The sequence below is a fragment of the Streptomyces sp. NPDC037242 genome (assembly GCF_055604165.1).
This window is the reverse complement of sequence record NZ_JBVJUY010000023.1, coordinates 106,012-121,226: the sequence shown is the minus strand read 5'-3', so window position 1 is coordinate 121,226 and position 15,215 is coordinate 106,012. Positions and strand designations below refer to the sequence as shown.

The 15,215-nt window shown below is 67.4% G+C and carries 15 protein-coding genes; 11 read left to right on the top strand and 4 right to left on the bottom strand.

Annotation, left to right across the window (positions count from 1 at the left end):
* Nucleotides 1-263 precede the first annotated feature (263 nt).
* The 4 genes from ACZ7GJ_RS25740 (at nt 264) to ACZ7GJ_RS25725 (ending at nt 1,570) form a co-directional block, all read left to right on the top strand.
* Nucleotides 264-497, top strand: a complete 234-nt coding sequence (locus tag ACZ7GJ_RS25740; protein ID WP_470755096.1) for a chaplin — start codon at nt 264-266, stop codon at nt 495-497.
* Nucleotides 498-650: 153 nt separating this feature from the next.
* Nucleotides 651-818, top strand: coding sequence for a hypothetical protein (locus ACZ7GJ_RS25735; RefSeq protein WP_470755093.1), 168 nt, complete (start codon nt 651-653; stop codon nt 816-818).
* Between the two features lie 147 nt (nt 819-965).
* On the top strand, nt 966-1,199 hold the full coding sequence (locus ACZ7GJ_RS25730; protein WP_470755091.1) for a chaplin: 234 nt from the start codon (nt 966-968) through the stop codon (nt 1,197-1,199).
* Nucleotides 1,200-1,249: 50 nt separating this feature from the next.
* Nucleotides 1,250-1,570 carry a hypothetical protein gene (locus tag ACZ7GJ_RS25725; protein WP_470755089.1) on the top strand — a complete coding sequence of 107 codons (321 nt, stop codon included), beginning with the start codon at nt 1,250-1,252 and terminating at the stop codon, nt 1,568-1,570.
* 148 nt (nt 1,571-1,718) lie between these two features.
* On the opposite strand, the gene ACZ7GJ_RS25720 is transcribed toward ACZ7GJ_RS25725, so the two are convergent.
* The 4 genes from ACZ7GJ_RS25720 to ACZ7GJ_RS25705 all read right to left on the bottom strand — a co-directional run bounded on the left by ACZ7GJ_RS25720 (nt 1,719) and on the right by ACZ7GJ_RS25705 (nt 6,294).
* A complete protein-coding gene (locus ACZ7GJ_RS25720) occupies nt 1,719-2,555 on the bottom strand; it encodes a ribosome-inactivating family protein (RefSeq protein WP_470755086.1) in 837 nt (278 codons plus the stop codon).
* A gap of 687 nt (nt 2,556-3,242) precedes the next feature.
* Entirely contained in the window at nt 3,243-4,634 is a 1,392-nt protein-coding gene (locus tag ACZ7GJ_RS25715; protein ID WP_470755083.1) for a hypothetical protein, read from the bottom strand.
* 35 nt (nt 4,635-4,669) lie between these two features.
* A complete protein-coding gene (locus tag ACZ7GJ_RS25710) occupies nt 4,670-4,870 on the bottom strand; it encodes a hypothetical protein (RefSeq protein ID WP_470755081.1) in 201 nt (66 codons plus the stop codon).
* Between the two features lie 440 nt (nt 4,871-5,310).
* A complete protein-coding gene (locus tag ACZ7GJ_RS25705) occupies nt 5,311-6,294 on the bottom strand; it encodes an RNA polymerase sigma factor (RefSeq protein ID WP_470755079.1) in 984 nt (327 codons plus the stop codon).
* A gap of 501 nt (nt 6,295-6,795) precedes the next feature.
* On the opposite strand from ACZ7GJ_RS25705, the gene ACZ7GJ_RS25700 reads away from it, so the two are divergent.
* The 7 genes from ACZ7GJ_RS25700 to ACZ7GJ_RS25670 all read left to right on the top strand — a co-directional run bounded on the left by ACZ7GJ_RS25700 (nt 6,796) and on the right by ACZ7GJ_RS25670 (nt 15,178).
* On the top strand, nt 6,796-7,314 hold the full coding sequence (locus tag ACZ7GJ_RS25700) for an ATP-binding protein (protein WP_470755077.1): 519 nt from the start codon (nt 6,796-6,798) through the stop codon (nt 7,312-7,314).
* A 214-nt stretch (nt 7,315-7,528) separates the two neighbouring features.
* Nucleotides 7,529-8,230 (top strand): DUF4142 domain-containing protein, encoded by a 702-nt coding sequence (locus ACZ7GJ_RS25695; protein WP_470755075.1) that lies wholly within the window; start codon nt 7,529-7,531, stop codon nt 8,228-8,230.
* 21 nt (nt 8,231-8,251) lie between these two features.
* On the top strand, nt 8,252-9,412 hold the full coding sequence (locus tag ACZ7GJ_RS25690; protein WP_470755073.1) for a hypothetical protein: 1,161 nt from the start codon (nt 8,252-8,254) through the stop codon (nt 9,410-9,412).
* An 83-nt stretch (nt 9,413-9,495) separates the two neighbouring features.
* Nucleotides 9,496-10,614: a trypsin-like serine peptidase gene (locus ACZ7GJ_RS25685; RefSeq protein ID WP_470755071.1), complete on the top strand. Its 1,119-nt coding sequence runs from the start codon at nt 9,496-9,498 to the stop codon at nt 10,612-10,614.
* A gap of 140 nt (nt 10,615-10,754) precedes the next feature.
* Complete coding sequence (locus tag ACZ7GJ_RS25680) at nt 10,755-12,530, top strand: asparagine synthase-related protein (RefSeq protein ID WP_470755069.1); 1,776 nt, start codon at nt 10,755-10,757, stop codon at nt 12,528-12,530.
* Nucleotides 12,531-12,682: 152 nt separating this feature from the next.
* Nucleotides 12,683-14,074 carry a DUF1996 domain-containing protein gene (locus tag ACZ7GJ_RS25675; RefSeq protein WP_470755068.1) on the top strand — a complete coding sequence of 464 codons (1,392 nt, stop codon included), beginning with the start codon at nt 12,683-12,685 and terminating at the stop codon, nt 14,072-14,074.
* Nucleotides 14,075-14,143: 69 nt separating this feature from the next.
* Entirely contained in the window at nt 14,144-15,178 is a 1,035-nt protein-coding gene (locus tag ACZ7GJ_RS25670) for an SCO0930 family lipoprotein (RefSeq protein WP_470755066.1), read from the top strand.
* Nucleotides 15,179-15,215 lie beyond the last annotated feature (37 nt).

The window sequence follows — 15,215 nt, the reverse complement described above, 5'->3', positions numbered from 1 at the left end:
GGCAGTCGGCAGGACCGCTTCGCTGATGGGTGTGCCGGCCTGTCTTGCCGCTGCCAGCCTGGGGTTCCCGTACCACAGCCACGACATCGAACAGTTCGTCCTGGGCAGGGTATGAGGGACTGGTGACGTAGCCCGGCTGTACGGGATCTGCCGCAGCGGCGCCCAAGGCATCCTCCGTATTCGGGTGCACAAAAGTGTGCGCAGGCAGTGAATGTGGCAGCCATGCGCAGAAGTACGACCTTGCGAACGATTAGGAGATTTCCGTGCGCGCACGACTTATCGCCGCCGCTTGCATTGCCACCCTGGCCATCCTGAACAACAGCGGGAACGCCACCGCAGACGATGGGGCAGAAGCGTTCGCAGTTCACGATCCTGGCGTCTTGTCCGGCAACGTTGTACAGGTTCCGGTGCACATCCCCGTCAACGTGTGCGGCAACACTGTCAACGTCATCGCCCTGTTGAACCCGGCGTTCGGGAGTGAGTGCGTCAATGATTGACCTGTGGGCGGGTGCGCCCGACGGATCTGTGGGGTGAGAAGCCATATCTCAACCGGACGCCGTCGCTTGATTCCTGCTGGTCGGGCACGGTCTCGGTCGGGGTTAGGGAGACCTCCGGCGTTCTGCTTCTGCTTGTTCGCCAAAGGGTGCGCGATGGCGTCGGTGCTGGGATTGCTGGAGGCGCGGGAAGTGTCTGCCCGTGAGCGGGTGGAGGCGCTGCGGGAGGAGGCGGCCGCGACCAGCGAGGCGGTGATCCAGTGGTCGATGATCACGCGGATGAGCCGCTGCATTGCGAGGCCACGAGCCTGCGACCGGCACTGAACGCGCCCGACGTTCACTTGTACGTCGACATCTGCCGCAGCGGCGCCCAAGGCATCCTCCGCAATCGGGTGCACAAAGGTGTGCACAGGCAGTGAATGCGGCAGATATCGCAAAAAGTACGACTTCGCGAACGATTGGGAGCTTTCCGTGCGTGCACGACTTATCGCCGCCGCTTGTCTTGCCACCCTGGCCATCCTGAACACCAACGGGAACGCCACCGCAGACGATGACGTACACGGAACCGCTGCTCACAGCCCTGGCGTCTTGTCCGGCAACGTTGCACAGGTTCCGGTACACGTCCCCGTCAATGTGTGCGGCAACACCGTCAACGTCATCGGTCTGTTGAATCCTGCGTTCGAGAATGAATGCGCCAACGATTGACCTGTAGGCGGTGCGCCAGACGGATCTGTGGGGTCAGAATCCGGTGCGCGATGGCGTCGGTGCTGGGATTGCTGGAGGCGCGGGAAGTGTCTGCCCGTGAGCGGGTGGAGGCGCTGCGGGAGGAGGCGGCCCGTGTGGCTGCGGCCTTGGAGACCAGGGACACCGGCGGCCCTCGGGATCTAGGCGACGGCGAGGGTCGAGGGAGTGCGGTCGAAGGCGAAACGCCTTGGCGAGCGGAGCTGGTTGCTGCAAGAGGTGTACGGCGTGTTCAGCGCCGGCCGCAGGCTCGTGGCTTCGCCAGGCAGCGGCTCATCCGCGTGATCATCGACCACTGGATCATCGCCTCGCTGGTGACGGTCAGGGTCTCGTAGTCCCGCGCAGACGCTGCGAGTGCATCAACCAGCTCGTTGGATCGGCCGCGCGGCGAGGTGTCTGCCGAGGCAGACCCTTTTCTGCGCGGCCTCCCGCCGAACTGCCGACGTGCGAACCGGCCCCGCCCTTTTCGCGTACACCCTGAAGTCATCCCGACCCGCGACCCACCAGGAGCAGAGCTGCGACTTGAGCTACCGATCGGTAAGTATCCGGCCCAATTACCAGCGGTTCCAGCAGCGGGGCCTCCTGGTTCGAAGAATTACGGACCACAGAGGACATCCTGCCCCAGGCATTCTCTAAGTCGAGCATGCTGTCCGAGGGGACGACGTCCCTCTGGCGGACGAATGTTTCCATCATTTCTTCCCGCACGCCAGCAAACCGGGCGGCCTCGGCGATCATTTGCGCCAGAACCAACCAGCTCCTGCACACTTCCGTCCGATTTATATTCATGTCCCGCTGGGCTAAGGTCACCACCGCGTTTTCCAAAGCGTACGGCCCCAATGGAATTACCCTGCGATGCTGGCCGGCGATCCGTTCCAGATCAGAATATTGCGAAGTGTACGGCAGGGGCGCATTCACAGTGGCGCCGGGGAATTCGCTGACCGAATCCGAGAAGTACCAGTATTCCCTGCGCCCGTTACCTTCGCGGTAAACTCCGATGATATACGCATCCGACGCCCGCATCTGTAGGGTTATTGAGAAGTGTGCTACCCGAAGGCGGATGTGGAGAACGGATGTTGAGGCCCCGTCGGTGAACCATGTGGTTACGACCTGCCTGCCGTGGAGTCCGCGCCGTATGGCGTCAACCATGCCGGCGTAGGCTCGCCTTGAAGCCGTCGCGCCGGTCCCGCGCTGCTCCCTGACCGTGAGTTCAATAGAGTAGTCCTCCCTTTTGCTTCGGCGGTGAGGCAGGGGGACACTCTCCTGGGCCTGCCAGTCCGACTCGTCGATTTCATCACTCGTACCGGAATCCCAGCTGCTCATTTTCGCAACTCCTGCCTGATCGCGTTTTGTCCGTTGCTGGCCGCGGCCATTCGGTGCTCTAGGCGGCTTCGAGATCTTGAGTCAAAACTTTCCGTAAGCGCCCTGGCCTGCTGCCCCCGTTATAGGTTGAGCCGGGCCGTTGTATTGCGGATTTGATTCTTAATGACAAGGTTCGCGAAATTCCTTTGCGAACTGTCAGGAAGTGGCGCGTGGGAGGAGGCTTCTTCCAGCGCCGTGACCGGCCCACGGCTGCGAGCGTGAGCGGGCGGGGCCGCGGCCTCCCTCGAAGCGCGCTCCTCCTGCGGGAGTGGGGCTCATGCCGCGGTCGTGCGGGTGGTGGAGAACACGCTGCTCTCACCAGGGCCTTGTCCAGTCGTGGGCCTCACCCACTGCGGCCCGTCCCGACCCTCTGTAGGCGGGACACCCTCCACGAAGGCGTCACTGTCCTTGAGACTTCTCGTGCCCAACGACGCGAATGCACCCGCAGCCTTGGTGAGAAGGACATCCGGTGGGGGAAGGTCGCTACGAACGCAGCCGGGCCATCCAACCCAGCAAGCCTTCCCGGTTGCGAGGCTAACGATCAAAAGGTTCGTCGGGCGTCCTCCTCGGTCCGGGCCCAGTCCGTGAACGGCGCCCGGTTGAGGCTTCCCGGCGTACTCGGCCCCATGAACCTGCCTGCTCACAGCATTAGAGCGGGGCGCCTTGCGCCGGTTCCTCGGCTCCGGTCTGCCGCGCGGCGGCAACAGCCGCCCCTCGCGCGGCCTCCCGCTTGGCGACCTCGACCGCCACCCGGCACCGACCGCACAGGCCGAGGGTGGCCACTGGGCGCCCGCACGGGGCGTCGTGGCCCGGGCAGGTGCCGTCCTGGGCGGCCTGCGCGAGGATGCCCGCGTGTTCGGCTGCCTGGACGCAGTGCGGGCAGATGCCGCCGTGTTCCAGGTGGCGGCCGCAGGCGGTCGTGCAAGGAGGCCAGCCCGCGCACGCCCCGCACACATCGTGCCCCGGAGCCGGCAGTCGTCCGCACTGGGTGCACTCGGAGCGATCCCGGTGGTCCAGGCCCGCGGTCACGGCCCCGCCCGCCCCCGGGGTGCCAGCGCCGTCGACGGGGTTATGTGCCGTGCCGCGTTGCGAGGCTGTGGCCTCCCACGACGCGGTCGGGCTCGGAATCGGGCCTGTCGCCGCCTGTCGCAGCCGTGCTGAGATGATCGCGCCAACTGTGTGTGTCATCGGGGATGGGAGCGGTCTGCCGGTGATCACCTGCTTGATGCTCGCGGCCTTCCAACCGGTGGACAGCATCCCTGTGATGATCAGGCCCTGGTCGGCCAGCGTCTGCCCGGTGACCAGGAACTCCGGGTGCCATGCTCCGATCTCGGCCAGCAGCAGCACTCCCGGCGTGGGCGCCACCGGCTCGCACCCAGTCGGCCCGCTGGCCCGTGGGCCAGACGTCTTACCCGTCTCCTCCGGCGCTGCTGCTGGGCCGCAGCAGTTCTCCGACGCAGCAGCGGCGACTTCCCCGGCTGGCGGCCGACGCTGCCAGGCCTCGATGCCTGCGCCCGCGACCTCGTCTGTCCCTCCGTCAGGGATGGAGCCGACCGCAACGCGCACGCCCGCGTCACCTACGGACGGAAGGACGGAGGAGGTGGTCTTTTGATGGTTGGTCTTCTTGATCTTGGTCTTCTTTGTGGTGCGAACACCCTGCACAGGACCATCCAGCGCAGGGTATTCGGACTTAGGCTCTGACCTGGATGTTTTCGACCTCTGCGGTAGCTCGGGCGCATCCTCGCCGAACAGCTCGAACAGGTGGGCCGGCATGTCCGTAATCGAGTACACGGCGGCGCCGAGGGTGCCGTCGGGGTTCCGCTCGCGGTCGCGGGTCAGGTATCCGAACCGTTCCAGCTCCTTCACCCCGCTCGTGACCGCGCTCCTGCCGTCTGTGCCGGCCCGCACAAGGTCGGCGACGGTAACCCGCCAGCCGTCCCGGTGTGTCGAAATCAACCCGAAGATCCCCTTTGCCTTGTAGCTCATGCGCGAGTCGCGGAACAGTGCGTTCGAGATCTGTGTGAACTTGTCGGCCGCCATTTGGCCGCGTTGGATGCCAGCGCCGTACGGCCCGCTCACTCGGCCACCTCCGCAAGGCCGAGACGTGCCAGCCCGGTCAGCGAGGCGTGGATAGATGCGGGGCTGCCCGGGGTGCCGGCTGCGGGCGGCTCTGCGCTGACTTCTGCGTCGGCGGGCAGCAGGGCCAGCAGGCCGTGCACACCCTTGGCGGTCGCGGACAGCCAGGCGTCGCGGTAGCCCTCGGCGTCAATGACCATCAGTCAGAGCCGCCCGCGGGGGAACGGTAGACGGCTATGGGCGGCTCCGTCCGGTGGCAGACGTGCCGGCCGCCTGGTGGAGTTCGCAGCGACTGCGCACCGCGCGTTTCGTTGCTGAGCCCAACCAGGTTGCAGCACCAAGGAACCAGGTGGGCGAGCTGTGGGAGCCTGCAGCGTCTCGCGGGTTTCACTTCTCTAAGGCGCGTCACGTGTGGGGGTCCTCGCTCGGATGTGCGGGCGGAGGGATGGGGCAAGCGCGAAGCCGCCCCGGCCGGGTGCGGAAGTGGGTGTCGGCGGGATTGGTCGGGTCCGGGAGGCGTCCGAGAAGCCCCGGCGGTGGGCGTCCGGAGTCCGGTCATACCGCTCTTGGCCGAGGTACCCGAATCCCCGGACGGCGGCTCAGCCAGGAGAGTTCGCGACGGAGTCTCGCGGCGTTGCGACTACAGGCTCGGCATCGCCATCATCCAGTTGGCGATCGCTCCGAGCCCGGCACCGACCGCGAAGGTCCCAGCGGCCATCAGGGGACGCGGGGCTAGAGCGGCGACCCGGCCCAGGGACCAACCGTCCGGAACGTCCGCCAGTGCACGTGCCTGCCTGACCGCCCGGTCCAGGAACGGCGGGTCGGTCAGTGGCACGGGGATGGCCGCCTTGAGGTTGAGATATTCGAGGACGGGCCACCACCCCAGGAGCGCCAGCGGCAGTTGCGCCTCCAGGCGACGCTCGAGGTGCACCAGGTCCTGGTACACCTCGAAACAGTTGGCGCAGGCGTAGCAGTGCTGCAGGGCTGACGGGTCCTCAGGCTGAGTCAGGAGGCGCTCGATCGTCTCCCGGCACTGGGTAGTCAGCTGCATCTGAGCCAGATGCAGCGTGGCCCTGCCGTACCTCACGGCGGCCAGGGCACCGATACGGGCTGTGACCATTCGGGCTTCGGGAATCCCTGTCAGCCGGGAAACGCTCACCGGCTCGTCGCGCTCGACCAGCACATGCCACAGCAGACACCGCGCCTCGTGGGGCGCGTTCTTCCAGGCGTTGACGAGATGCCCCACGTCGTCCATGGACCAGCAGGCCCCGCTGGCGACCCATTGTCTGAACTGTGGGGAGAAGCCCTCTCCGTCCCGCACGCACTTCTGGATCGCCACGCCGCGCACGAGCTCGAGGAGCCGTAGCCGCATGGCACCGTTGAGACTGTCGGCTTGGAGATCTCCGCTGATCAGCCCCTGCAACACCTGAGTGAAGGCCTGGCTGGTCAGTTCGAAGGCGTCCAGTGGCGTTCGGGTACAGGTCAGGGCGTAGCTGTGGACCGCTGGGTAGTGCCTTCGGTAGATGAGGCGGAAGCTGTCGGCGCGGCCACGCCGGACCTGCGCCGACAGCGCGGTGTCCGAGATGGCTGGCGAGCTGCGAGTGTGATGGGTCGGCGAACGCATCAGGGCTTCCTTGATAGATCCGGGTGGAGTGCATGCCTACGGCTCACGCGGCCCGCCCAGCAGGATCAGTGCCCGTCGCCGCAGTCGGAAGACGACAAGGCGGGCCGAAACGGTGAGACGGGGACCTGGCCGTGGGTGGTGGAGGCATCCGTACGGGGTTTCGACGTGGCTCCTGGCTCCGGGCCCGAAGGAACGTTTCATGTGCGGGCGGCCGGATAGGGCGGGCAGAACGGACCGGGAATCTCTGCAGGCGGCGGCACGGCTGGCTCCGACGGGGAATGGGCGCGTCTCGTGGAGGCGCGCGTGTGGGGGCCCGGGCGGGGTGAGCTAGTTCGCGTGGGCGGGAACGGGCTGGGTGACGCGATTCTTACAGGGGCCAGCCGTACGGCGCCAGGTCAACAGGGGTGCCCTGCCGTGCCTTGTGCTTCGAACGATTACGCATACTCAAATGAGTTACAAAAAGCTTTACATGCCCTCCCTGAAGGGGTGAGAGTCGAGGCGTTGGTCGCGGTACCCACCGGACTTCGCGAGTTCAGTGCGTCAGAGAAGCGATTCGAGAGGCACGTGCTGATGACGCAACGAGAATTTGAAGACTATTCCTTTGCACTCCGAGTGCAGGCCAGCGAGAAGGAGGTGAGCCGTAGCAGGAGGCGAGTTGTCCAAATCGTTCGCGCCAAAGGCTATCCCCTCGACGAGGAGTCGATCTCATGGCTGGGTCTCCTGGCGGGGGAAGTGATCGCACCAGCCGTCCTGCGCACCGGCACGCCATGCATCGTGACGATTCGCTGGACCGGAAAGCGGGTCCGCGTGGAGGTCAGCGACAGCGACCCCCTGTCCGACGCACTGACACCCCCGGAAGGACCGGAGGCAGAGGCAGGCCGCAGCCTGATGCTGTTGAACGCCCTGGCCACGGCATGGGGCAGGCGCCCCGACCAGTTGGGCAGGGTCACTTGGTTCGAGATCAGCCCCCGCCGTGCCGGCCGGGGTTACGGAGGCGCCACCTCCGAATTGGCTTGCTGACTTCTCCCAGCCCTGGGGAGAGGCGGCTGTGGGGTCCGGAGGCCAGCTACCGAATCGGCCACAGCGGCACGTCGAGCATCCCTGCCTCCCCCTGGCGGGTCCATGCCGCGCGCCGTGGTGCGCCCCGAGGCAGGGCGAGAAACGAAGGGGCGCACCATCCGCACATCGCACCACCTGCATATCCCCACTCGCCACACCGCATGAGGAGGAACCGGTGGCGTTCTTAGGCCGCAGAGGCGGACCCCGCAGAACGACAGCCAGGGGACCAGGCGAGCCGATCACCAACGGCCGCGAGCAGGCACTGGCCCGACCGCTCGTGACCGCGGGCGTGCTTCTGGGCCTGGCGGCGACCGTTGGCGCCCTGGTCTATCCCGTCGTGCCGTTTGCCGAGGCCCGCGAGGGCTTCGGCGTCGTGTCCGAGCCCGCCGACGACGGACGCGGTGTCGTCAACACGGCCTCCGGGCCGCTCACTCCGGCTGACCGGGACTTCATGGTGAAGGTCCGGCTGGCGGGATTGTGGGAGCTGCCCTCGGGGACCATGACGCAGACGAAGAGCCGCAACGCCTCTGTACGGGAGGCTGGGATGCACCTCATTGATGGGCACTCGGTGCTCGATCGCGACGTCATCCAGGTGGCCCAGGCTCTCCGGGTGCCGCTGCCCAACGAGCCCAACGAGCAGCAGAAGGGCTGGCTCGCACAGATGAAGTCGGCCCAGGGCGAAAAATTCGACCAGGCTTTTACCGACCTGCTCCGCAGCGCGCACGGCAAGGTATTCCCGCTGGTTGCCGAGACCCGGAGCAAGACGCAGAACAAACTCGTCCGTGCGCTAGCGGACCGGGCGAATGCCATCGTGCTCGACCACATGCAAATTCTCGAGAAGACGGGGAAGGTGAATTTTGATGCCCTCGCCCGATGAACCGGACGGAAGCCCCGGGTCATGCATGGCGAGCTGCCTCCTCCCAGCATCAATGAATCGACCGGCCTTTCCGCGGCTGACCTCATTCGCGGCAGCTCGGAACCAGAGCTGGCCCGGCGGCTTCCCTCTCCCGCGTCCGTGCGGAGGGCGCCCGGGGGCGCGGGTATCGGGAGCGGGCCCCGGATCTCCGACTCCCTGTACTGGCTCTACCACGTCAAGCAACTCGTCCATCTCGCCGAGAGCCTGCAGGAATGTGTCGCGCGCGCCATCGACGACCGCCATGCGATCGCGTTCCCCCTCTTCCAATCATGCGGGGCGGGGGTGCGCCACGGCGCCAACCTCCTCGCCGAAACCATCCAGAACGCAGCCCCGTCCCCCAGCGCCGGTATCCGGCCGTACCCTCAGTCGGCCTGCATCGACGTGGTCGCATGGGCACATGCCGCGTGCTGTGTCCGGGCGGAAGCCGCGGTCTGTGTCGAACGGGCTGCCGCAGCCGCGCCGCGGATGCCCTCGCTGGCCGGCCACCTCACCGAGCTGGCCGCCCGCTGTGACCACGTGTTCCGTCAGATGGCCGCGACCGAGTCCTTCGCCGTCTGGTACGCCACGGTGGATCCGCTGTACGCCGCCTGGTTGACCGGCAGCCTTGCGCGGGCATCGGCACCGCCTCCCTACTTCCCTGATCGAGCCTCCTTGTACCGGGCCCGCCCTGCCCTCGCGGCCAATTGGGATCCGGAGGACGACTGGAGCCAGCCGGCCGACGGGCTGCCGGTCGGCAGCCTCGAACGGTACGTGTCGGACGCCCGCGGTGAGTCGTGGGCCATCGTCCTCGCGGCTCCCGGGCGGGTGGAGGACCCGCGCGACTGGCCCGAGCCGAACGGTGCAGTGATCGCCGCGAACAGTGCCGCTGCCACGGGGACGCGTTGCTACCTCCTTGCCGAGGGCATGGCCCCGCGCCGAGCGCTCGAACTCATCAGCCGGCCGGAGGGGGGAAACCAGTTGGAACATGTCGCCGCCTCGGTGGCCGGCCGGAGCCAACCGGTGGACCGGACGCCCGCCGCTGGCCCGGGGCCCGGTGCACTTGCCCCGGCCCTGCCAGCCGGTCTTCCCCCGGATCGGCGAACGCCCGGAGCCAACCCCGTAGCACGGGGCTACCCGGCGCCTTGGGGGCGGCAACCCGGATAGATCCCTGCCCGCGTCCCCCTGCCCCACCGGGTCCCTGCCGCGCCGAGAGAACCAGATATCACCGACCCGAAGGAGCCCCGCCCATGCCATCCGTCCGCAGACGACCGTTGGCCGCCGTCCTCCTCGTGGTTCTCGCACTGATCGGCACCGGCTGCGGCCGCTCGGACCCCTCGGAGGGGAGGTCAGATGTGGCGGCGGGGACCTCGGAGGCCGACCTGGAGCGCTGGAAGGCCGGCGGGTGGTCGGACTGGGACCCGGGCCGGTGGCTCCGGGAAGCGGCCGACTTCGTCAACCCCGTGATCGACGGGCTCTGGGACGCGGGGCGCATGCTCCAGGCCACGGGCGTACGCAGGAGCGTGCCCCTTGGCATCGAGGACCAGGGCATATCCGACCCCGAACCCGCTCCCGTCAACGCTGTGCCCGAGCGCACTCCGTACCGTCAGAACGCCGCCTCCTCGGGGAAGATCTTCTTCGACAGCCCGCAGGGACCGTCTGTCTGTTCGGGAACTGTCGTACGCGATCCCGGTCGCCCCGGCCGCTCGAATCTCGTCTGGACCGCAGGGCACTGCGTGCACGCAGGCGCCAAGGGCGGCTGGTTCAGGAATATCGTTTTCGTTCCCGACTTCAACGACCTCGGCGCCCCAGTGCGCACCTTCGACTTCACCACGCCGCAAGCGGCCTCCAGGACGCTTCCCTTCGGCACGTGGTGGGCAGACTGGGCACAGACCTCGCAGCAGTGGATCCAGACCGGGGCATCGGAGGGCGGCGCAGGGGCGCCGTTCGACTTTGCGGTCCTGCACGTCAAGCCGGGACCAGGCCAGTCGCGGTCGCTGGAGGAAGCCGTGGGCTCGGCGCTGCCCGTCGACTTCGATGCCCCGCTCGCCAACGCCATCGGCACCCTCGGAGCATGGGGCTACCCGGCGGCCAAGCCCTTCGACGGCAACCGAATGTTCCGCTGCCTCGACCGGGCCGGGCGCCTTTCCATCGAGCCGACCCAGCCGACGATGTACCGCATCGGCTGCACCATGACCGGCGGCTCGTCGGGGGGCGGCTGGGTGTATCGCAACGCGACGGGCGAGGTCGCGCTGGTCTCCAACACCTCAATCGGACCGGACCCGTCCACGTGGCTGGCGGGACCGCGCCTTGGGCCCGAAGCCGAAGCAGTCTACGAGACGGTCAGCCGCCGCTTCGCGGCACGGTAGCGGCATAGACCGACCGATCCCCATGCCCAGCGCCCCATACCTCCGCACCGCCCTGACCTCAGGGACCAAGAATGGAGCCCTCGTGCCCGACCGGAACAGCTTCTTGGCGGGACATCAGCACGCACAGTGGCGGCGCCATCGTGCTGCCCGGTGACTGGTTTGCCGTGCTTCCCCGTAGCCCGGAGGCTGCGCAGCGGACCACCGCACAAGCCAAGGCCCTGGACCCGCAGGCGCAAGTCCTCGCCTATCACGACGGTCTGCCCTGGGTCATCGGCCGGGCGGCAGGCGCCGTGACCTTCCTGCACCGCCCCGGCATGACGGCCGCCGTCATCGGAACCCAGGCCGTCTCGGAAGAAGATCTGAAAGAGACGATGGCGTCGGCGCAGCCCTCGATCGTCGCAATGATGAACTTCCCGGGCAGTTACTACGCGCTCCTCGCGCACGGCGCGGACACCTGGGTAAGCGGAGACGTCACCGGGCTGCGACCGGTCTATACCCGACAGGCTCGCGGCGGCGCGCTCGCCGCGAGCCACGCCCGGCTGCTGGCCCACCTCTTCGGAGGGGTCCAACCCGACCCGGCCCACCTCGCGCTCCGGCTCCTCGGTCCCGCACCGCCCATGGCTCTGGCCGAAGGCGGTACGACTCCCTACGCAGGGGTGAGCGCCGTGCCCCCTGGCAGTTTCGTGCGTATCCGGGACGAGCGGGCCACGACGACCTCATGGTGGGAAGTACCCGACGACGAGAGGCCGCTGGCCGATGCCGCTCCCGTGATGCGGGATGCGCTGCGCAGCGCCGTCTTCCTGCGGATGGGGCGCGAGCGCGTCGTTGGCTGCGAGTCCCCCGACCGGACCACGGCCGCAGCGCTGGCAGCTTTGGCCCGCGAGTACGCGGAGCACGTGCACGTAGTGCCCCTGACTCAGACGCTGGACACCAGCCCCGGGCACGAACCATGGACGCGGGGTGCACCGCGCGCAGCGGCGCACCCCTTCACGACGACCCATCCTCCGATCCTCATCAGCCCCGACTTGCCCCAGGTGCTCGACTGTCCCGCCCCGACGCTGCTTCATGCGGGATGGTCCCTCTACTGGTGGCGGCAGGCTGTGTCGGATGGTGTGCGGCTGGTCCTCTCAGACGGGGGCAGCCACGAGGCTGCCTCAGCTCCCCTTTCCTATCTGCTCCAAGCACGGCGCCGGGACCGCGTCACCGCCCGGCGTCACGTCACGGGCTGGGCAGCTCTGGCCAGCATCCCGCGGACCCGGATCCTCGCCCAGGCGGACACCGCGGGCTCGTACAGCAGCTGGCTGGCCCACTGTCTGACAGCCGGCCGCAAGGGAGGCTGGGAGGCAGGTCCGTACATCCCGGCGTGGCTGAGCGACACCGCGCGGGACATCCTCGCCGACGCGGTCCACCGAGCCGCGTCCACTGGCGCTCCCGCGCATGAGAGGCCACATCAGCACGGCGCCCTGGCAAGCCTGCGAGCGGCGGCCCACACGATGAGAGCGCATGCCGAGGCCGCTGCGCTGGCCGGCCTGCAGATTGAGTATCCGTATGCCGACCGGCACGTGGTGGAGGCTGCCCTGGCTACCCGCGCCGAGGAGCGGATCAGCCCCTTCCGAGGCACACCACTGCTGGCCGCCGCCATGCAGGACGTCGCGCCCATCGCCGCCGCTTCACCTGGCACGGATGCTTCCGGGCGCCGAGTTCGTACGCCTTCGACCCGTTACATCAACCGGCTCGTGGACGGCGACACGCGCCTGGCCGCCATGGGCCTGGTGGACCGCGGCCGGCTGGCCACCGTGGCACGCGACACGGACGGTCCGCAAAGGCTCTCAGGACTCCTGCTGCCTCTCACCTTGGCCTGCGAGATCTGGGTACGCACGCTCGTCGACCCACCCCCGTCATACCGAGCCGAATAAAAGCGCGGATTCACCTTGTCCGGATGAAACAAATTCACACCCGCGACAGGACGCCCGTTCTACCCTCCCGATGGCGGGTGAAAAATTCCTTGAGTCTCTGAATTGTTTTTCTGGAGTGAAAGCAGCACAGGGCACCAGGTGAGGAGAAGAGAATGAGGCGTCGACGCCGCACAGGTTTTCAGCCAGGAAGGGGAGTGATCCTCTCCTCTGCCCTGGCACTCGCGGCCACCGGAGCCGTCGTGTCGCTCTCCCTGTTCGCAGGGAGCTCCGACTCATCGGCGAAGGCCGCGACCTCCACTACGATCGCCTGCCCCTCCCTGACGGACACTCTGAGCACGGTCCCCGCGACAGCACAGCGCGCGGTCGACGAAAACACCGCGCTGATCGACGTACAGCAGGACAGCGCATTCAAAAAGCTCCAAAGGATGCAAGACACGTCGTCGAATCCTGAGGACGCCACCGCCGTACTCGCCGATCTAGAGCAGCAGCGCCGACAGAGTCTCGCCCGTATGGAGGAGGCGATCAGGCAGGTCGCACCCACCGCTCCCGAGCTCCAAAGCCTGGCGGCCTGCACGTTGAAGGTCTTCAAGGCGGATCAAGATGTCGTCGCACTAGCTCAGCAAGGCAACCGGCAAGGGGGCGCCAGCGACCGGCAGGGGAAGGGGCTGTCCCGGAGTGATTTCGCAGACATCACCCAAGTGGCCCCGGAAAACGATCAGCCGCAGCCCCAGCGCGACGCCTCAACGGGAGTCTTCACCGTGAACTGCGGGCGCAATGAGAACGGTCACTTCAACCCAGACAACGTCATCGTCGCTCCAGGAGTCAAGAACGGAGCCCACCACATGCACGACTACGTGGGCAACCTGTCGACCGATGCCCAGTCCGTGAACTCCAGCCTCCAGGCCGCCGGCACCACCTGCCAGAACGGCGACAAGTCCACGCACTACTGGCCTGTCCTGCGCCTCTTGGACGGGTCACGTGAACGCGACGCGAACGCGCCCGGCGGCGGCCAGGATCTGAACATCGGCCGGATCCTCACCCCCTCCGCCGTGACACTGACCTACGAGGGAAACCCCGCCGGAAAGGTCACCGGCATGCCGCGCTTCCTGCGCATGCTCACAGGCGACGCCAAGGCCTTCGCCGGAAACGCCAAAGACGCTAACGCCTCGTGGAGTTGCACGGGTTTCGAAAATCGTCAGCTGGAGAAAAAATACCCCAGCTGTCCCGCGGGTTCCGATGTGGTCCGGTCACTGCAATTCCCCAGCTGCTGGGACGGGAACAACACGGACAGCGCCAATCATCGCAGCCACGTCGCCTTCCCTGACGCTGCAGGCAATTGCCGGAATGGCTTCAAAGCCATCCCGAAGCTGACGCAGCGCATCACCTACGCTCTTCCGCCCAACAGCTTCTTCGCAATCGACAGCTTTCCCGAGCAGCTGCACCAGCCGGTCACGGACCATGGCGACTTCATCAACGTGATGTCGGCGAACCAGATGAGCCAGGCGGTCAACTGCATCAACACCGGCCGCGGCTGCCCCCGCTGATCCGCCCGGACGATCGATCACCCAGATACGCGCTTCCCCTTCCGCTCAGATCGAAGGAGCCAGTCGCCCATGCCCACACGTCACCATCGTCTCAAGACGATCCTGCCCGCACTGTCAGCATCCCTGCTCCTCCTGGTCACAGGGTGCGGCAGCGAGGACGGGCCGCCGCAGACTCCCCTCGCCGCGAACGACAGCACCGGAGGCAACCTGCCCGCCTTACCTCCTGCCATTCCGCCGGCTCCGGGAGCTTCTCCTGCAGCCGGCGGACCGGAGACACTCCTCGTGCGGCAGGACGCGGCGCTCGGGCCCGTTGTCACGGGCTCGGGAGGACTTACCCTCTACCGGTTCGAGAAGGATGACCCGAAGGGCCCCAAGTCGAACTGCGACGGCCCCTGCGCACAGACCTGGCCGCCGGTTCCGGCAGGATCCCAGGCACCGGCCGGTATCGAGGCCAAGGCCCTGGGCGAAGTGACGCGCACGGACGGATCGAAACAGCTGACCATCGGCGGCTGGCCCGTCTACCGCTACTCGCTGGACACGTCCCCCGGTGAGACCAAAGGGCAGACGGTGCCCAATTGGGGCGCGATAGCCCCCGACGGCAAGCGGGCCAGCCTTGCCGGAGGTGGCGGTCAGGGCCCTGCCGCGGGCGGGAGCGGCAAAGAAGGGGGCAGCCATCAGCAGGAGAGGCAGAACGAGCGGAGCGGAGAGAGGTCAGGGCGCGACGGTCAGAGCAGGGAGCAGGACCGGGATCAGGACACGGAGGTGAGGGTCATCGTCCAACCCGTGATCGGGCAGATCGTCGTGGACTCTCGCGGACGCACGCTCTACAGCAATGGCGGCGGACGCGACCAGACGAAGTGCCGCGGTGAATGCCTGAGGGGGTGGAGCCCGGCGCGCGTCCGGGGACTGGTGCCGTCGTTCGCCGGCATCGACAGCCGTCTGGTCAACACGCGGCGTCTCGAGGACGAGACGTTGCAGCTCGTCATCAACGGTGAGCCCCTCTTCCTCTTTGAGGGCGACTCCAGCTCCGGTTCCATCGCGGGCCAGGGACGTGACGGCTGCTGGTGGGCCGTGCGGCCCGACGGTGGCATGGCCCGTACATAGGGCTGTCGTGCGACGCCTACCGCATGCGTTGCTGTGT

Excerpts from the sequence above, each read along its gene's own strand:
- ACZ7GJ_RS25705 (WP_470755079.1), bottom strand. The coding sequence starts at position 6,294 with ATGCGTTCGCCGACCCATCACACTCGCAGCTCGCCAGCCATCTCGGAC.
- ACZ7GJ_RS25675 (WP_470755068.1), top strand. The coding sequence starts at position 12,683 with ATGAGGCGTCGACGCCGCACAGGTTTTCAGCCAGGAAGGGGAGTGATC.
- ACZ7GJ_RS25670 (WP_470755066.1), top strand. The coding sequence starts at position 14,144 with ATGCCCACACGTCACCATCGTCTCAAGACGATCCTGCCCGCACTGTCA.
- ACZ7GJ_RS25725 (WP_470755089.1), top strand. The coding sequence starts at position 1,250 with ATGGCGTCGGTGCTGGGATTGCTGGAGGCGCGGGAAGTGTCTGCCCGT.
- ACZ7GJ_RS25720 (WP_470755086.1), bottom strand. The coding sequence starts at position 2,555 with ATGAGCAGCTGGGATTCCGGTACGAGTGATGAAATCGACGAGTCGGAC.
- ACZ7GJ_RS25685 (WP_470755071.1), top strand. The coding sequence starts at position 9,496 with ATGCCATCCGTCCGCAGACGACCGTTGGCCGCCGTCCTCCTCGTGGTT.
- ACZ7GJ_RS25715 (WP_470755083.1), bottom strand. The coding sequence starts at position 4,634 with ATGGCGGCCGACAAGTTCACACAGATCTCGAACGCACTGTTCCGCGAC.
- ACZ7GJ_RS25690 (WP_470755073.1), top strand. The coding sequence starts at position 8,252 with ATGCATGGCGAGCTGCCTCCTCCCAGCATCAATGAATCGACCGGCCTT.
- ACZ7GJ_RS25710 (WP_470755081.1), bottom strand. The coding sequence starts at position 4,870 with ATGGTCATTGACGCCGAGGGCTACCGCGACGCCTGGCTGTCCGCGACC.
- ACZ7GJ_RS25735 (WP_470755093.1), top strand. The coding sequence starts at position 651 with ATGGCGTCGGTGCTGGGATTGCTGGAGGCGCGGGAAGTGTCTGCCCGT.